The 17498-nt window shown below is 47.7% G+C and carries 13 protein-coding genes and 4 tRNA genes; 4 read left to right on the top strand and 13 right to left on the bottom strand.

Translation table 11 applies throughout. The features are described 5' to 3' along the window. Positions 1 to 329: 329 nt before the first annotated feature. Positions 330 to 1640: a DUF945 family protein gene (locus BM099_RS15315; protein WP_090729072.1), complete on the bottom strand. Its 1311-nt coding sequence runs from the start codon at positions 1638 to 1640 to the stop codon at positions 330 to 332. Between the two features lie 89 nt (positions 1641 to 1729). On the opposite strand from BM099_RS15315, the gene BM099_RS15310 reads away from it, so the two are divergent. After that, positions 1730 to 2191 (top strand): hypothetical protein, encoded by a 462-nt coding sequence (locus BM099_RS15310; protein ID WP_232349144.1) that lies wholly within the window; start codon positions 1730 to 1732, stop codon positions 2189 to 2191. Between the two features lie 22 nt (positions 2192 to 2213). Here the strand turns inward: BM099_RS15310 and BM099_RS15305 are convergent, their stop codons facing one another. The 10 genes from BM099_RS15305 to BM099_RS15260 form a co-directional block, all read right to left on the bottom strand. Next, entirely contained in the window at positions 2214 to 3113 is a 900-nt protein-coding gene (locus BM099_RS15305; RefSeq protein ID WP_090729070.1) for a DMT family transporter, read from the bottom strand. A 43-nt stretch (positions 3114 to 3156) separates the two neighbouring features. Continuing rightward, positions 3157 to 3606, bottom strand: coding sequence for a hypothetical protein (locus BM099_RS15300; protein ID WP_090729068.1), 450 nt, complete (start codon positions 3604 to 3606; stop codon positions 3157 to 3159). 103 nt (positions 3607 to 3709) lie between these two features. Then, positions 3710 to 7297 (bottom strand): translocation/assembly module TamB domain-containing protein, encoded by a 3588-nt coding sequence (locus BM099_RS15295; protein ID WP_090729066.1) that lies wholly within the window; start codon positions 7295 to 7297, stop codon positions 3710 to 3712. Beyond that, a complete protein-coding gene (locus tag BM099_RS15290) occupies positions 7294 to 9033 on the bottom strand; it encodes an autotransporter assembly complex protein TamA (protein WP_090729064.1) in 1740 nt (579 codons plus the stop codon). The genes BM099_RS15295 and BM099_RS15290 overlap by 4 nt, the downstream gene beginning before the upstream one ends. 309 nt (positions 9034 to 9342) lie before the next feature. Beyond that, a complete protein-coding gene (gene greB, locus BM099_RS15285; RefSeq protein ID WP_090729062.1) occupies positions 9343 to 9825 on the bottom strand; it encodes a transcription elongation factor GreB in 483 nt (160 codons plus the stop codon). Positions 9826 to 10045: 220 nt separating this feature from the next. Further along, positions 10046 to 10121, bottom strand: a tRNA-Lys gene (locus tag BM099_RS15280). Positions 10122 to 10145: 24 nt separating this feature from the next. Continuing rightward, positions 10146 to 10221: transfer RNA gene (locus tag BM099_RS15275), tRNA-Lys, on the bottom strand. 8 nt (positions 10222 to 10229) lie between these two features. After that, positions 10230 to 10305: transfer RNA gene (locus tag BM099_RS15270), tRNA-Asn, on the bottom strand. 14 nt (positions 10306 to 10319) lie between these two features. Next, a tRNA-Ser gene (locus tag BM099_RS15265) sits at positions 10320 to 10407 on the bottom strand. 119 nt (positions 10408 to 10526) lie between these two features. Further along, positions 10527 to 11420, bottom strand: coding sequence for a LysR family transcriptional regulator (locus BM099_RS15260; protein ID WP_090729060.1), 894 nt, complete (start codon positions 11418 to 11420; stop codon positions 10527 to 10529). A gap of 141 nt (positions 11421 to 11561) precedes the next feature. On the opposite strand from BM099_RS15260, the gene BM099_RS15255 reads away from it, so the two are divergent. The 3 genes from BM099_RS15255 (at position 11562) to BM099_RS15245 (ending at position 15610) form a co-directional block, all read left to right on the top strand. After that, the gene (locus BM099_RS15255) at positions 11562 to 12335 is read left to right on the top strand and encodes a ferredoxin--NADP reductase (protein WP_090729059.1); all 774 of its coding nucleotides are present in this window, start codon (positions 11562 to 11564) and stop codon (positions 12333 to 12335) included. A gap of 177 nt (positions 12336 to 12512) precedes the next feature. Then, positions 12513 to 13712 carry an MFS transporter gene (locus tag BM099_RS15250; RefSeq protein ID WP_090729057.1) on the top strand — a complete coding sequence of 400 codons (1200 nt, stop codon included), beginning with the start codon at positions 12513 to 12515 and terminating at the stop codon, positions 13710 to 13712. Between the two features lie 275 nt (positions 13713 to 13987). Then, positions 13988 to 15610 carry a phosphoethanolamine transferase gene (locus tag BM099_RS15245; RefSeq protein ID WP_090729056.1) on the top strand — a complete coding sequence of 541 codons (1623 nt, stop codon included), beginning with the start codon at positions 13988 to 13990 and terminating at the stop codon, positions 15608 to 15610. Positions 15611 to 15671: 61 nt separating this feature from the next. Here the strand turns inward: BM099_RS15245 and BM099_RS15240 are convergent, their stop codons facing one another. Together BM099_RS15240 and BM099_RS15235 are read right to left on the bottom strand one after the other, a co-directional pair. Further along, positions 15672 to 16277: a MarC family protein gene (locus tag BM099_RS15240; protein WP_090729054.1), complete on the bottom strand. Its 606-nt coding sequence runs from the start codon at positions 16275 to 16277 to the stop codon at positions 15672 to 15674. Positions 16278 to 16545: 268 nt separating this feature from the next. Beyond that, positions 16546 to 17498: electron transfer flavoprotein-ubiquinone oxidoreductase (locus BM099_RS15235; RefSeq protein ID WP_143083788.1), on the bottom strand; the 953-nt coding region annotated here is incomplete at its 5' end.

Genomic DNA, 17498 nt, shown 5'->3' with positions numbered 1-17498 from the left:
ATACCTGATCAGCAAGAGAAAAGTGGCCTGTCTGGTGCGCAGTTTAGCCGTCAGCAGCAAGCTGATTTCTGATTGATCTCTACGAGCCAGGCGGGTATGCGTGCCAATGCAAATTTATACAGTCTGATAAAAACGGAAAAAGTGAACGAGCTGAAGCTCTATGCTTATCTGAAAAAGATATTCACCTTGCTGGAGCAAGCGAAAAGGCTCTAGAGGATATTGATGCATTGCTGCGGCGGGTTCGGCGTTCACACTAGAATAGCGTCCTCTATTTCCTTTAGAGGGCGCTTTAATTATTAAAAACGCACAATTAAGTGCGCTTATTGCATTCACATCGGCACAACTTGTCCATTCAGCTGCATCACGCCTTTTTCAAGGTTGAGTTCTACGCGATAGCTGTCCTCATTCTTTTGAACAAAACCCATCTGCACTAATGCGTTGACCTGTTGCGGATTGTAATCTGGCATCGCTTCCAGCATTACGCCCGGCACTGCAAACTCTGCATGTAAGGTCAGGTATTGTCTGATCTGATCTGGCTGCATCATGATTTCAGACACCCGAAACGGTGCTAACACAAGCTCTGCACGGCCTTGCGCTTTATGGCCTTGCCAACCTATTGATAGCTCATTAATATCCGCACCCATGCCTTTCTCCGTGACACTGTCAGCCACGACGATCAGGCCTTCCATCTGCTGATGCATTGCATCAGGATCACTTTGCATGCCTTGTATCATGATGGCTAACTCACGCGTGGCGGCATAATCCAGATCGAATGTCAGCCTCAGAGTTGGATTGGTAAATGTTGGTGCTGTTTTTCCGGCTGGCGAAACACGGAAAGAGTCTGCTGCATACCCGACAGAGGTGACCATCCTTTCTGCTTTGAGGCGTTGCTGCATATCCAGACGCAAGCCTTTAGCCTCGACGTTAACCTTATCGCTGTTAACGACGATTTGCTCAATGTTAAACAGGGCGTCCAGTGATTCGAGCATCACCGCTTGTAGTGGGTCATCATGGTCCAGGCGGCCGCTTTCAGTTCCCTTAATACCTTGAATAGAGAGCGTATTACCCTTGGCTTCTATGCCACTATTTTGCATCACCAGATCGAGTTTAAAATCGCGTCCCAGCTGTTCGAAGTTCATCTGCAGCGCGCCGATGGTGCCGCTACCCTCCTCTGATGTCACAACAAACTGATCAGTCTCAAACGTGCCATTCATAGCCAACTGTTTCGATAGGGGGTTGAAGCGTTGCTGCACCTCAAGTGTTAACGGCTCACGATCCGCATTAGCCTGAAAAGACTTCAATTTTGTTAACAGACCACTCTCTGCAAGGGTAATGTCAGATACGGCGCCAAGAAAGCCGTGCTTAACGTTAAGGTTAAAGGAGATATTTCGGCCATCCATCCATTCTTCAGCACCTTCTGGCAACTCTGTTGGCGTATACACCAGCTGGTATTGAGAGGAGTAAAAGCCAGTAGTGGCATCCAGTTGAATAAAGCCCTGCCCACTCGCCTGCACCTGAGCCTGCTCAATTGACTGCTGCAGAAACTTATTCGCTTCTTGTCCAGAGTAATAAACACCCGCCAGGTAGATAGCAGAAAGCCCCAATACCGAAACACACCCTATGACTACTTTTTTGTTCATTGCCAATCCTGTTTTTAAAAATAAGAGCTGCTGCGAAGGATACAGGATCTAATGCTGAAAGGAATATCCCGGCTGAATACGTTCACCTCTTGATCATCCTCGTCAAGCAACGCATACTGGCCGCCAATCCAAATCCGACTATATTGATGCCTGCGATGAACGACCAACGCCACCCTGATATTGAAATCTATGTTAAAAACCGTTCGCTAACAGCCATTGAAAGCTGGCTCGTCTCTCTGGGTGAAAGTTGTACTCCATCGCTTACTCAGGATGCGGATAAAAGTACTCACCAATACTCCCTGACTATAGCGGGCAAGAGTATTCCGGTTTTTATTCATGAGCGCGCTGCTGGCAAAGCCTGGACAAGTGTCTGGTTTCAATCCGGGCAAACACCGTGGATTAAAGACCTTGATTGTGCACGCATCGCTGCTACAGCACTGGAAACACAGGTACGTTGTATCGCCAGTGGCTGGCAGAGCGGTGATGACCCGGATGAGTGGTGGAAAGTCGAAGATCAGACAGAAGAACTGATTCAGTGGGCCTCTGCCTGATCCCCCTTTCGACCAGGCCAGCTTAGCCACGCGGTCTGGCCTGATAAGCTGCGTACTGCTGATAAGCAACCGCCGAAACAATCATCACCAAACCGATATAAGTCGCGTTGCTGATCTCTTCACCTAAAATCGTATGAATAAGAATCAACGACAGGAAGGGCGATAGAAAGATCAGGTTACTGACCCGGCTGGTATGTGTGGCCAGTTTAATTGCGTTCATCCACAGCATGAAGGTTATCCCCATCTCGAATATACCGACATAGATAGCACTCAGCACACCATCGCTGCTCGCTGGGAGGCCGTCAACATAGTATGCCGTCAATAACACCATCGGCGTTCCGTTCAAAAAACACAGCAGTAAAGAGATTTCAGACGGCGTTTCATTCTTAGCATTCAATATCCAATACAATGCCCAAAGCACCGTACTGATCAGCGCCAGCGCTACACCTAAGCCACTATCAAATGCCAAACCAAACAGATCACCGCGTGTCGAGATCACTAATACACCGCAATAACCCAAGATCAGCGCGATAATATCCGATCGATGTAACGACTGTCCGAGCATAGGAACAGCCAGCAGCGACAGCACCAACGCCCATGTATAGTTTAATGGCTGCGCCTGCTGCGCCGGCAACAAGTCATAGGCTTGAAATAAGATGACGTAATACAAAAACGGATTCAGCGCACCCAGTAAGACGAATCGCCACGGTGCTTTTTTCCAGTAAGCGAATACTTCATGCCTGGGGTATTTCTTAGCAACAGCAACCAACAATACCAACAGCGAGGTAACACTGGCGATCGACAACAACTGTAAGGGGGTTAAATGCTGCAGTGACAACTTAAAAGCAGTCGCCACCGTTGACCATAACAGCACGGCACTCAAGCCAAGAAACATGGCCTTTTGTTGGTTTTTTTCTTCCATGGTATCGCTACTCAATAATGAAGAACGCAGTGTAACTTAAGTTCTACGCTTGTACAGAGATCGATGGGACAGAAGTAAGCGATTGGCCAATATGATCCAGCATTAACCGCCCTGATGAGAGCAGCGCCATCTTGGCAAATTCGTCAGCTGAGGCACGCTGCAGACGGGATGATGAAAGCGCACGGGTTTGGATATGACTATTGATATACGCGAAGTCACCGGGGATATTATCATTCACCGAATGATTAAGGCGCTCCACCAGATAAGGTGTGTGTAGCTCATCAATACCCGGATAAGCCGCCTCTGCCGGAAGGACAAAACCTTCACCTCGTGGAGACTCAACAGACTGAGATGAATGCTCATAACTGTTCGACTGATTGGTTGATATCAGACTAAGCAGCATCGCAAACTGAGCACCATGAGGCGACTGCACTGCTTGCGGCAGTGACGAGGTATAAGTTTCTATCCGCGCCTGTATTTTTTCAGTCTGCATAGTCAAAGAATGCCTCAAGAGTACAACTCATTGTATCGGCATGTCTTTGATAACCTTTATAGAGGCCTCTTATAAAATTATTCTATTCTGAATGCGCTATGAATCAGTTTTCGAGTGTATAGATAATATCGCCGCCACTGCTGTTAGTGCCTGTCTGCGACTCAACACTCCAACGCTTACTGAGTAGATAGCGCATCAAAAATGTACTGCTAGGTTCCAGCAAGCCAACCCCGTATTTGACATACAGTTTGGGCGACAGATATTTACCGATGTAGAAGGAGGTATCTTGAAGCGAGTCACCTTCCAGGCCTAATTCGTTAACATCTAACAGATCCGTTAACTTCTCAGCTACCACATTTCCGCCTTTCATCGTAATAGCGGATGCCGCTCTGAATAACAGTTCCTGCTCAGAAGATGAAGTGTTAGCCGAACCCGGGGCCCTGCCAAAAATAAGATAGGAGAGCAAACTACTCTCTGGCATCACCGGTTCCGAAAACAAGGTTAAACGTGGATCAGAGAGGGTTCCGCTGACTTTGGCACCCGCCGTTACCTCGTCAACCTTTCGCGATACCCGCAGATCCAATCCAGGGTTGTCTACCGGCCCACCACTGAATATTAAACTGCCTCGCTCGATATTCAAATCCTGCCCATACAAGCGGTACTCCCCTGCGGCCACTTGCAGACTTCCTGTCGCACGAGTGGCACGGCGTCCATCATCTTCAACAAGCACGCTGCCCTGTAAACGCCCTTTAAAACCTAACGCATCAACTTCTACTTTATCACCCAGAGTGAGACGCACCTTCGCATCCAGCACCTGCTGTTTGCCGAGCCCTGACTCAGAATCTCCCAGGATCACCACATCTGGCGACAGAGGGCTGGAGGAGGTAATAGTCGGTGGGAAAATTTGCGCCTCAGGCACCTTCACTTCGCCACGTAATTTAATCAACCCGGGCGTCACATCAATATCCAGTTGTGGTGAGATCCAGGCTTTCAGCTCCTCCGTAGCCACGGCCTGGAAGCGCTCTCCCTGAATACTCACCTGGCCGGCAGAGTTAAGCGGATCCAGCAAACCACTCAGCTGCAGCACCCCTTCGCCTGATCGAAGCGCCCCTTTTAACAACAGTACTGAGCTCGCGGGCTGATCACGAATATCCAGTTCAATCGCATCCAGTTTAAGCCCTAATGCCGGTAACTCTGCGCTAGCATTTGCTAATTGCAGATACCCCAAAACCTGCGGTTTTTCCAGATTACCGCTGATGTTAAGCTGAGACTCTACTTTACCGCCAACGGCCTGCAACTGAGGCGCAAACAGTGAGATAAACTTCAAGTCACTGAGTTCAGTTTGCACTTTTCCTGTTAACTTCCCTACGCCATAAGCATCATCAATCGTCAGATCAGCCTGCATCTGCCCGACGGGCTCAGTCAAAGGTAACTGGAAATCTGCTTTAATCTGCCCTTGCTTGCCACTGGCATTCAACCGGATATCACCGGCACTGACCTTCATGTCTGCATCTTGCAGCACCAATTGACTGTCGGTAATGCGTGCTACAAGCGAAAAGTCTGGCTGTTTTCCAGCAGGCTGTCGAAACGTAGTTTGCGCCTCAAACTGCCCATCGAGTTTTGTGCCCGGCGGCATGAATTGCTCAAACATAGCCAACGCCAACTGACGCACGTTCAGCTCTCCCTGGCTGCCTCCCAATGAAGACCAGCCACCCTGGCCGCATAGCTCGCCACTGCCTGCAGGCGTTCGCTGCCAGCAAAAACTGGCCAGGTTTGCCTTAGCAGCACTGGCGGTTATGTCGACAGGACGCTGCAACTGCCACGCCCCCAACAGTTCATTATCGATATCCGCACGGGTCATCGCCCCCCGCCATTGAGGCGCTTGCCAACCCCCTTCTACCGCTAGTTTCAAATCGACTGCCCCCTGCTCCAGCGTTAGCGCTAACTGATGCTGTGCAGGCTTACCCTGGCCATTCAACGTCAGCGTTTGCCAGCGCTGCCCGGCTAAGTTCAAGTCTGCTGCCTGCAGCTGCAGATGTGAGCTTTGTTTAGCACTCAGGTCGATATCCAGATCCGCACTCAGATCTTCAATCTGATTTTGCTCAAACATTAAGCCTTTGCCTTGTAGCGCAGCCACCAGATGCAACTGATCTTTAGGACCGCGCAAGGTTCCTTTTCCGCTGAGCACTCCCTCAGCGCTGGGCAATACTTTTGCCAATGTCGGGGCATTCAGCATCCAATCCAGGTTCATCTGCTCACCGACGACACCCGAGGCCTGTAGTTCTGCGCTGGCGACATTCAGGTGCAACTGTTTAATCGCCAGTTCACTCCCCGTCAAGGAAACGCTCGCACTGCCCTTAACCGGCTCGTTGCGCAACGTACCCGTCAATGCAGTCAGATCCGCCTGCAACTGCAACGGTTTTTGCTCTTGCAGCGAACCATTGCTGTGCAAAACGAAATCGAGTTTGCCAGGCCATTCGTTCCACTCTTTACCCGGATTAATCTGCTCACCGGAGAGTACGGCCTGCCAGCTCAGGTATGGCTGCCAGCTGACTTTTCCATTGCCTCGCAGCTTACCGTCCAGCGTGTCTGCCGATAAGGAAAACGATGTCAGCGCCTGCGCATTACCATCAGCATTGAGGAGCCACTGCCCCGCAGGAATATCTACACCGTCAAGCGCACTGTTAAGTGTCAGCTGGTATTTATCCATGCTACCGCTTAATTTAACGGAACCATGACTACTGCTATAAACAGCATCTGTGTGCAGCGGATAACCAAGATTTTTCCAGCTACCGGTCAGCGCCACATTAGGCGTTGTCTGTAAGGCGGTTATCTCGCCGCTGAATAACAGCTCAGCTTTTTTAGCGGGCTGTAAAATCTGTAGTCTGTCGAGAGTAAGCGTATCAGACGATAATCTCATCGATGCAAGGACGTTAAGATCAAGCAAGCCAGACAACTGCTGCTCCATAACCAGCTCAGCCAAATTCCCTCGTAAAACGCCCTTTCCTTTCAGTTCTGGCTGGTCCGGCTGCTGCATACTCCACTCTGTCGAAAAGCTGAATGGATAATTACCGACAGGCTGGAGCCGGCCCGCGAGGTTAATTTTTCCTTGCGGGGCAACGAGCTGCAACTGCTCCACTATCAAACTCGACCCTTTGCTATACGCCTGCAACAGGAACTGATCTAGCAGCAACGGCTCAGATGGATTTTCGGCGATGGGGGGCTGATAAAACGCCAGCTGGCTAATGTTAAGATGATCTATCTGAATCTTGAGCGGCCATTTAATATCCGGCAATACCAAAGGAAATAGTGGTGCTTCTTTGGCAGGATCGACAGGTTCTTGTGCAACAGACAACAAACGAATAACAGGTTGTTCTAATGTTAACGAACGGATATGTGCGCTTCCGTTTAGTAAGGCAGCAGGATCCCACGCGAGGCGTAATTGCTGAAACGCGATACTGATACTCTCATTCTGATAGCTCAACTGTTGCAACGAAACGCTATCCAGCAGAGTGCCTTCAATCTGCTTCACCTGTAGCTCACCGGGTAACCAGCGCTGTCCAACCGTAACCAGCTGTTTCAAGCCACTTGTCGTCGTTGTTACATAGATAGCTGCGGTCACCACAAGCACCAACAACAGCGCAATAACGGCAAATATTCCCCAACCAACTCGTTTGTAGGTTAATCTCACAGGTCTGGCCCCAAATTCAGATGCAGACGAATACCATTCTGGTCACCGCTTTGCGGTATTGCCAAGTCTATACGTACCGGTCCGATCGGTGAAAACCAACGTAATCCGACACCCACTCCTATGTGCAGATCGGTGTCCGTCCCTTCAAAAGCGTTACCCGCATCAATAAAGGTAGCGACACCCCAGTTACCTTTTAGACGGTAATCAACTTCCAGACTCCCTACTAATAAATTCTGGCCACCAAGACCATCACCACTATCATCCTTCGGGCTGAGGCTCTGATATTCATAGCCTCGCACACTGTTATCGCCGCCGGCAAAAAACCGCTGCGAAACCGGCAATTTATCAAAGTCATCGACAAACGTTAGTCCCACATCTGCGCGTCCCAACAAACGTAACTTCGGAGTAAAACTATGCACCGCCTTAGCGCCTAATCTTAACTGCACAAAGTTGGTATCTGACAAGAGAACATCACTGCCGCCTAACGCCTGCAGCGTCAGTCGGTAACCGTTATTAACATTCAGCCGGTCCTTAGTAGACACCATCGATAGACTAATACGGGGTATAAGAAAGGTGGTTTGAGTTGTTTCGCCGCCAATCGTGAAATCTTCCTGCTGAAAACCCAGTGCAGCCACTTGCTGCCACCGACCTTGCTGCTTTTGCCACGATACTCCCAGAAGACGATTACTGGTCTCCACATTATCTGAGTTTTCTTCATTCAGACTGAGATTCACCGCATATCGATCTTGTTGGGGACGTAAGCCTGGAATCGAATATTCAGCGGCCAGATTATTGCGGATCTCGGATGCTCTCAGTTGGGTATTAAACTGATGCCCTTGCTTATTCACCCAACGGCGCGTCACTCCCAGAGTCGTTCTGGCTCCGGTATCCGTTCCATAACCCAAACCGGCCCGGTATTTAGTACGCTTATGTGCATCCAGCGTGACTTCAATAGGCACTTCAGCGCCAACCGCCTGGCCCCATAGAGGCCGCACCTCAACACGTTGAAAATAATCGCTATCGACCAGAGCCCCCTGTAAATCAAGCAGCTTACCACTTTGTACAGGATCACCTTTTTTGAAGGGCAGGTAACGGATCAGGAAATCATCCGACAACGGACTTTCAGAAAAGACAACCTCGCCGATTCTAAAGCGAGGGCCGCTATCATAATGCAACACTATATTAGCTTGATAAGTAACCAAATCAACTTCGACACGGTGCTCAGTAAACTCCCCCTGGTAAAACCCCCGCTCAGCCGCCAATGAGTTGACTTTCTTTTTCATATCTTCATAAACACTGTGAATCAGCGGTGTTCCATTACGCAAAGGAGAGCTGGAAAACAGCTTATTAAAGGCATCATCTTGTAAGGCTTCTCCAAGCAACTGCATGTCCAGCGTATTGATGAGCAAGACCGGGCCCGGAGTGATGTTAAATTGGGCAACCCAGCCTTGTTCACCTTCTGTCAGTTGCGAGCTGATTTCAGGGCGGTATAACCCAAAGGGCTGTAACGCTTTGCTAATTTCATTTTCAGCTTTGCCATATAAATAGCGAAGACGACTATCACTGGCCACTGTTTTGCTTTGTAATGACTCAAGACTCAGCATGGAGCGAATGTTTTGCTCCTGCTCCTTACTCACTCCATCAATTTTCACGACCAGCGTAGCCGCCATCAGATTCATCGCGAGACTCACCGATAGCAATAGGACAGGTATCTTCAGTGTCCAGCGTTTCAACATCAAACTATCCTCACCTGCCCATCTATATTCACTAGCTAACTATTTTTATAGACAAAATTCTATCTACTGAATTGTATGCACTAACTTCCATGTAACAAAATCCATGTAACGAACTCCATGTAACGAACTCCATGTAACGAACTCCAGACATTGAAATCTCTGCTGGAGCCTATGCGCTAAAATCTATGCGCTAAACAGCAATACGATAAAACCTTATTCTGAAGATTATTCTAAAGAATAGCTGCCACTGATCAAACAGAAACACCCTGCTTATCTTCATACATCATTTACACAAGTTTCACGCCACCTTCACAGCACAATCTGCGGATAAGATATCGCATTAACATACCAGACTTTCTCTCCTTTAGGAGTAGAGACGACTACCTCATCATCAATCGCTTTTTTCAGGAGGGCTCGCGCCATCGGTGAATCAATCGATATGTAATCATTACGGCCGTAGATTTCATCTCCTCCGACGATGCGAAACCTTTTTAGTTCATCATCTTCGTTGATAATCTCAACCCAGGCACCGAAAAAGACTTTGCCATCCTGCTGAGGTGAGTAATCCACAATTTTCAACTGGTCCAGGCACTTGCGCAGATATCTCACTCGCCGGTCAATTTCTCGCAAGAGTTTTTTATTGTACTGGTAGTCAGCATTTTCACTACGATCTCCCAGGCTCGCCGCCCAGGTCACTTTTTTGGTGATATCAGGCCGATGCTCCCGCCACAGGTAATTCAGCTCCTTCTGTAAGGCCTCATAGCCTTCGCGGGTTATCAAATTTGTTTTCATAAGATCCTGACCCTATCCGAATATCAATAACGCTATCAAGCGTATAACAAGATGGCATTGTTGTTTATAAATTAACAGAAAGACGAAGGCAGAATAATGCTATTGACGAGAGTATTTCAGTGCGGATGGAAATCTAGACGTATGAAAATAGAGATATGAAGATAAAGCAAAGGAATGAGAATTGATTCGAGGGTATTGCGCAGAAAATCAGACTTCAGGATGGTGGGGCGTATAGGATTTGAACCTATGACCAATTGGTTAAAAGCCAACTGCTCTACCAACTGAGCTAACGCCCCGTCCTGAGGTAGATCTGTAAAAAATGGTGGGGCGTATAGGATTTGAACCTATGACCAATTGGTTAAAAGCCAACTGCTCTACCAACTGAGCTAACGCCCCGCCTGAAGTGGCTCCTCGAGCTGGACTCGAACCAGCGACCAATAGATTAACAGTCTACTGCTCTACCAACTGAGCTATCGAGGAACTTCAGTATCCAATGGCGGAGGGGCAGGGATTCGAACCCTGGGAGCCTCGCGACTCGTCGGTTTTCAAGACCGGTGCTTTCGACCACTCAGCCACCCCTCCTCTTGGATGGGCGCAGATTCTATAGTGTTGAGAAAAAGTGTCAACCCTCTGACTGGATGTTTTTGCATAAAAGGTAAAAATAATCGTTATTTGAGTTTTTTTGGTCATGAAACAAACAACTAAGCGATAGTTTGCTCACGATTTATACACATCTTCAGCCAGTTGTTAATTCCGGCGCTACGGAACTTTTGCTTATGCAGCACCAGATAAAATTGGCGGTGCATGTCCCGACCCGCAACATTTAACTCAACCAGACTTTTATTAACAAAAGATTCCTGCAGAGTGATCCTCGATAGACAAGAGATACCCACGCCGGCTTTGACTGAACGCTTAATCGCTTCGGTATGTTGTAACTCCAGCAACACATTAAGACTAGGGAGCAATCCGTGCATGGCCCAATCAAATGCCTGTCGCGTACCTGATCCCTGTTCTCGCAGAATCCAGCCCGCACTTTGCAAATCCTGATCAGATAACACCGTTTTTTTTGCTAACGGGTGAGAGGGAGCACAAAATACCACCAACTCATCTTCCAGCCAGGGGATAAACTCCAGAGAAGCATCATTGGATTCTCCCTCTATCAAACCGATGTCCAGTTCGTAATTTGCAACTTTTTCAACAATCACCGAGGTATTCGCCACATCCAGTGTCACCCGCCTACCCGGATGGTTAGCCATATATTTAGCCATTAACTCTACGGCCAGGTAGTTACCGATTGTCAGCGTAGCCCCTAACTTAAGATGCCCGGGTGTCTGATGCTGCATCAGCTCATTTTCCAGGCTTCTGGCACGCTCCAGCAATGCTTCGGCGCGTGGGCGTACCACACGACCCAATTCATTAATTTGCAATCGTTTACCTACCCGATCAAACAATTGAATATCAAAATGCTCTTCCAGATCACGTAACGCGCTACTGGCCGCTGACTGCGACATCGACAGGCTCGCCGCGGCGCGCGTTATATTGTTGTGATGCGCGACCGCTAAAAATACTTCCAGCTGACGTAGTGAATACTTCATTATCGATATTTCCGATTATCTATATACGAATATCCCGCTTTACCGATAAGCTACACTTTTATACCATTAGTCACAATATTTAATCGTGCTTAGAACTAATAGCACTTAGAACTAACCGTACTAAAAAAGAGAGACAAAGAGATGTCATCCATTGGTCAGGAACAGGTCACCAGCGTACATCATTGGAATGACACGCTGTTTAGCTTCAAAACAACCCGTGATGCCGGTTTTCGCTTTAAGAACGGCTACTTTACTATGATCGGCCTGGAACACGAAGGGCGCCCGTTGATGCGCGCTTACAGTATTGCCAGCGCCAACCATGAAGAGGAACTCGAGTTCTTTAGCATCAAGGTTCAGGACGGCCCTCTAACCTCTAAACTGCAGCAGATAAAAGTCGGCGATCAGATACTGATCAGTAAAAAGCCTACCGGCACACTGATCAATGATCATTTGCTACCCGGCAAAAACCTTTATCTGATCAGCACAGGCACCGGCCTGGCGCCTTTCATGAGCATTATTAAGGATCCGGAAATTTACGAAGCTTATGACAAGGTTATTCTGACACACGGCGTTCGTTTTATATCCGAGCTGGCGTATGCAGACATGATCGTCAATCATCTACCCAAGCATGAATACCTGGGTGAGCTGATCAGTGAAAAATTGATGTATTACCCTACCGTTACACGCGAAAAATATCGTAATAACGGACGCCTGACTCATCTGATGTCCAGCGGCAAGCTGGCCAAAGATCTCGGCTTAGCGCCACTCAATCCTGAAGCTGATCGCTTTATGATCTGTGGTAGCCCAAGCATGCTCAAAGATACATGCTCCCTGCTAGACCAGATGGGCTTTTCTGAACACAAACGCGGCGAACCTGGCCATTATGTGATTGAACGCGCTTTTGTAGAAAAATAGCAGACTGTTTTACTAAGCTCCCTTTTATCAAGTAACCCCCTATTACCAGTTAGCCACCGCTGACTGGTTTTTTTCTATCTTGCGTTGCAGATCGCACACCATTTGTTGCACAAATCCCACTATCGCACTCAATTATAAAGCGCTAAGGTGGTAGGACGAACTGATAGAGCGATGCTCATGGAAACTGAAAACCACTCACCGCGCTGGCGTCAACCCACTGTATTGCTGTTTATCATGGCAGCTGCCATGCCCTTTTCTATGGGAACATGGATGGCACTCATCAACAACTTCTCGGTGGAGTATGCGCAATTTGATGGCGCCGACATGGGCATCCTGCAAAGCCTGCGAGAAATCCCCGGCTTCCTTTCTTTTGCTGTTATCTTTTTACTATTAATTATCAAAGAACAAACGCTGGCGGTGGTTTCATTGGCCCTGCTTGGTCTGGGAACAGCACTGACCGGTTTATTACCCAGCTTTATGGGATTGTGTTTTACCACAGTATTGATGTCTGTTGGTTTCCACTATTTTGAAACAGTTAACCAATCACTACAGCTGCAATGGCTGAAAAAGGGCGAAGCGCCAAAAGTGATGGGAAAGCTGATTGCGATGGGCTCGGCAACCGCTCTGACCGCCTACGGCATGGTATATATCGGGCTTGAGTACTTTGGACTATCCATGATCTGGATCTACCTGATCGGCGGTGGCATCACGTTTATGCTCGCAGTAACGGCCTGGAGCCTTTTCCCGCATTTTCCGGAAAAAGTAGAGCAACGCAAAAAGCTGTTCCTGAAGAAACGTTACTGGCTTTACTACGCGCTGGTTTTTATGAGCGGTGCCCGACGCCAGATATTTGTCGTATTTGCTGGCTTTCTGATGGTCGAGAAATTTGATTTTACGGCTTCCGAGATAACCCTGATGTTTATTGCCAATATGGCAATCAACATTATAGTTGCGCCAATGATTGGAAAACTTATTGCTCACTGGGGAGAAAGGCGCGCCTTAACCTTTGAATATATTGGTCTGATTGGCGTGTTCAGTGCTTATGCGCTGGTCGAGAGTGCCACGTGGGGAGCAACCCTTTATATTATCGATCACCTGTTCTTTGCCATGGCCATCGCCATAAAAACCTATTTCCAAAAAATATCATCGCCAGAAGATATCGCGCCGACGGCAGGCGTCTCTTTTACGATTAACCACATCGCCGCAGTCGTCATACCAGCCAGTTTTGGGTTATTGTGGCTGATATCCCCTGCTATTGTCTTTTATGCAGGTGCGGCGATGGCGGGCATCTCACTAGTGCTCGCGCAATTAGTACCTGACAGCCCAGCAGATGGCGAAGAAACCCGACTATCTCAACCAGTTCCGGTCTCGTTATAAACAAACTGAATGGCCAAGGCTGCAATAAGGCACATGCGGGTGAAAATGAAGTTTTCACCCGCAGTTTTTTGATACTCCCTCTCCTCTATTATGACTTACACGACTAGCAGAAACGCATGCTATATAAAATATTGCTTATACTGAATATTCAGTAATGAACTAAATCTGTCTTTGTATCTCTACTTCTGGGGTGCTACTTGTCAGATATTCAATTTGTCTGATAATAAAACCGCCGCCACACGTCATCCTATACATATTCACCGAGAGAACCGCTTGTGAATCAGCTTACGTCAGCGCTTGTATTAACACCTACACGCCTTACCTTAGTTAGCGCGTTTTTTTTAACGTTAACAGCTAACTTCACCTTTTTCAAAGAAGTAACTAACGTTTACCCATGGGCAGAAAATGCAGGCTTTGTTGTGTCACTCAGCGTGCTATTGTTTATGTCACTGGTTGTGCTGATAAGCATTGTGCGTCTTATTCTGCCCGCTCGCGTTGCGGTTACTATCATGCTGATCATCGGGGTAATGTCTGCCTACTTTACTGACCAATACGGCACAGTGATCGATAGCACTATGCTGCGCAACATGCTCGAAACCAATGTATCTGAAGCAAGTGATCTGATGAGTGGTGCCTTTTGGATGCGCCTGGGGCTGTTCGGTATCATTCCTGTTCTGCTAATTTGGATGTTGCCCTGGAAACATAAGCGTTTCATCACAGAAACTCGCTACACGCTGCAAACCGGCATCGCTGCTTTTGCTATGATGCTGATCTGTATTTTTTCCTTCAGTGAACATTATGCAAGCTTCTTTCGCGAGCATAAATTACTCCGTTTTTATACCAACCCAGCTTATCCTATATACTCTGCTGGCAATTTACTCACAAAGATAGCCAGCACTAACACATCACAATCTTTCACCAAAGTAGCAGAGGCGGCCAACACTCCTCCTACAGATGCGCACCACGAACTCGTCATTCTGGTGGTGGGCGAGACCGCACGGGCCGATCACTGGTCTTTAAACGGCTACTCACGTGATACAACACCGGAATTAACTAGGCTTTATCAGGAAGGCAGTCTCATCAACTTCTCACAGGTAGCCTCGTGTGGTACATCGACGGCTATCTCAGTGCCATGTATGTTTTCATTTACGCCAAAATCAGATTTCGACGTTGAAGAAGCGCACCATACAGAGAACGTACTTGATGTTATTGCTAAGGCGGGTGTCAGTGTCTTGTGGCGAGACAATAACTCTAATTCAAAAGGCGTTGCTGATCGTGTTGAATATGTCTCTTATCGCTCGCCAGACGTGAATACCCTATGCGATATCGAATGCCGTGATACCGGTATGCTGGTTGGTTTACAAGCGCATATTGATCAACAACCCGGTGACATCCTCATTGTGTTACATCAAATGGGCAGTCATGGGCCTGCCTACTTCAAACGCTACCCCGCTGCGTTTGAACGCTTTACGCCAGTCTGTAAGTCAGCAGAGCTATCCAGTTGCTCACAAGAAGAGATTATCAATGCCTATGACAATACCATTTTATATACCGATCACTTCTTAGCAGAGACGGTCAAGCTCCTCAAAAATAACAATCAGCGTTATGAAACAACCCTAGTTTATATGAGTGACCATGGCGAGTCTCTTGGAGAGGATGGCGTTTACCTTCATGGTATGCCCTACCTGTTTGCTCCTGATGCACAGACACATGTACCTTTTATGATTTGGGCAGGCGAACACTCAGATGTGGATGTAGAACAATCACAAAAGATGCGTGATAAACCCACCAGTCAGGATAATCTGAGTTATACGCTATTCAGTCTCTTCGAAATAGCATCTGACATCTCAGCTACGCCATTGCCTGCACAATATATTTCAAAAGAAAACTATGAATAGCGTAGCAATAAAGGGCATTAACCTTGTTGATTATTGAATATTGATTATGGGTATGAGCCCCCTAAAGGACAGGCTGAATGAGGTTAACAATACCGTCATGCACAAACTGAATGGCCAGAGCCGCCAGAATAACCCCGAGGAAACGACGTAAAATATCATCTCCGGTTCTGCCGATTACCCGCTTCACGTAACGTGACAGAATCATCATAATCAAAGTAGCGGCACTGATCGTCAGAATCGCCAGGGTAATTGACAAGCTGCTTTCATAATCAGCTGCCTTGGAATACAACAAAATAGCCAAGGTTAGCGATCCAGGACCTGCCAACATAGGAATGGACATGGGAAACACCGCAATGTCTTTCCTTTCGGTCGTACTGCTATGCTCGGCATCTTTAGTGATCATATGGAAGGCTGTATAAAATAACAAAATGCCTCCCGATATACGTAAGGCATCGATACTGATCCCCAGTTTATGCAGCAAAGGCTCGCCAAAGTTGCCGAACAAAATCAATAAGGTTGAAGAGATGAGAGCGGCTTTGACCGCCATTTTTATTCTGTGACGCATATCATCAACCGGAACCAGCGAATGAAATATAAGCGCCGCACCAATCGGATCGATAATGACAAACAGTGCAATCATTGCATTAAGATAAGCAGCGATATCCATTTCTGACTCCCATAAAAAAATAATACGACCAAGGTCTAGATAATGAGGCGCATAGTAATACGTTGCCTGTTACAAAGCACCTGTATGTAACAGCTGTCGCCGTTGTTTTTAAATAATGTTTTTAGCTTTGCCAAAAACAAAAAGCACCCGCAGGTGCTTTTAAGGTCAAACTGTAATGTTTCATCCAAAGCATCTTACAGGTTGGACTACATATCAGGGCTCACATATTTGGCCTGCTACATATTAGGCTTGTTACATATTAGGCTTGTTACATATTAGGATAGTTAGGCCCACCTCCGCCTTCTGGCGTTACCCAGGTAATATTCTGAGCCGGATCTTTAATATCGCAGGTTTTACAGTGAACGCAGTTCTGTGAGTTGATCTGGAAGCTTGCTTCGCCGGCTTCACTCTCAACGATTTCATACACGCCGGCAGGGCAGTAACGCTGCGCCGGTTCTGCATATAAAGGCAGATTCTTGCTCAGCGGCACGCTGCTGTCTTTGAGCACCAGGTGGCACGGCTGGTTCTCTTCATGATTGGTGTTGGAGAGAAACACTGAGGTCAGTTTATCAAAACTTAAGACGTTATCCGGTTTTGGATAGTCGATCGGTGTGAACTCTTTCGCCGGACGCATCTGTGCATAGTCTTCATGATCATCGCGCAGGGTAATCGGCAGTTTACCGCCAAAAATGTTCTGGTCGATAAAGTTGAACGCGCCACCTAAATAGGGACCGAACTTGTGCATGGCCGGGCCGAAGTTGCGTGAGCGGTACAGTTCATCATGTAACCAGGACGCTTTGAACGCTGTATTGAAACTTTCTAGCTGCTTACCGCCGCTGCAACCGCCTTTGATTGCGTCAAAGACACTTTCGGCGGCCAGCATGCCGGACTTCATCGCCGTATGCGTACCTTTGATCTTGGCAAAGTTGAGTGTGCCGGCATTACAGCCGATCAGCAGGCCGCCTGCAAACGTCATCTCTGGCAGCGCATTAAAGCCGCCTTTAGCGATGGCGCGGGCACCGTAGGAAACACGCTTGCCGCCTTCCAGATATTGTTTTAGTACCGGATGATGCTTGAGACGCTGAAACTCATCAAACGGGCTCACGTATGGGTTGGCATAGTTAAGGTCGACAATTAAACCGACAAAAGCCTGATTGTTTTCAGCATGGTACATAAAGAAACCACCACTGGTACCGCCCTCTAATGGCCAGCCGGAACCGT

Source organism: Neptunomonas qingdaonensis, from assembly GCF_900113275.1.
GTDB lineage: Bacteria > Pseudomonadota > Gammaproteobacteria > Pseudomonadales > Balneatricaceae > Neptunomonas > Neptunomonas qingdaonensis.
Note: the sequence above shows the minus strand (reverse complement) of the source record. Positions and strands in the feature narration are given on the sequence as shown.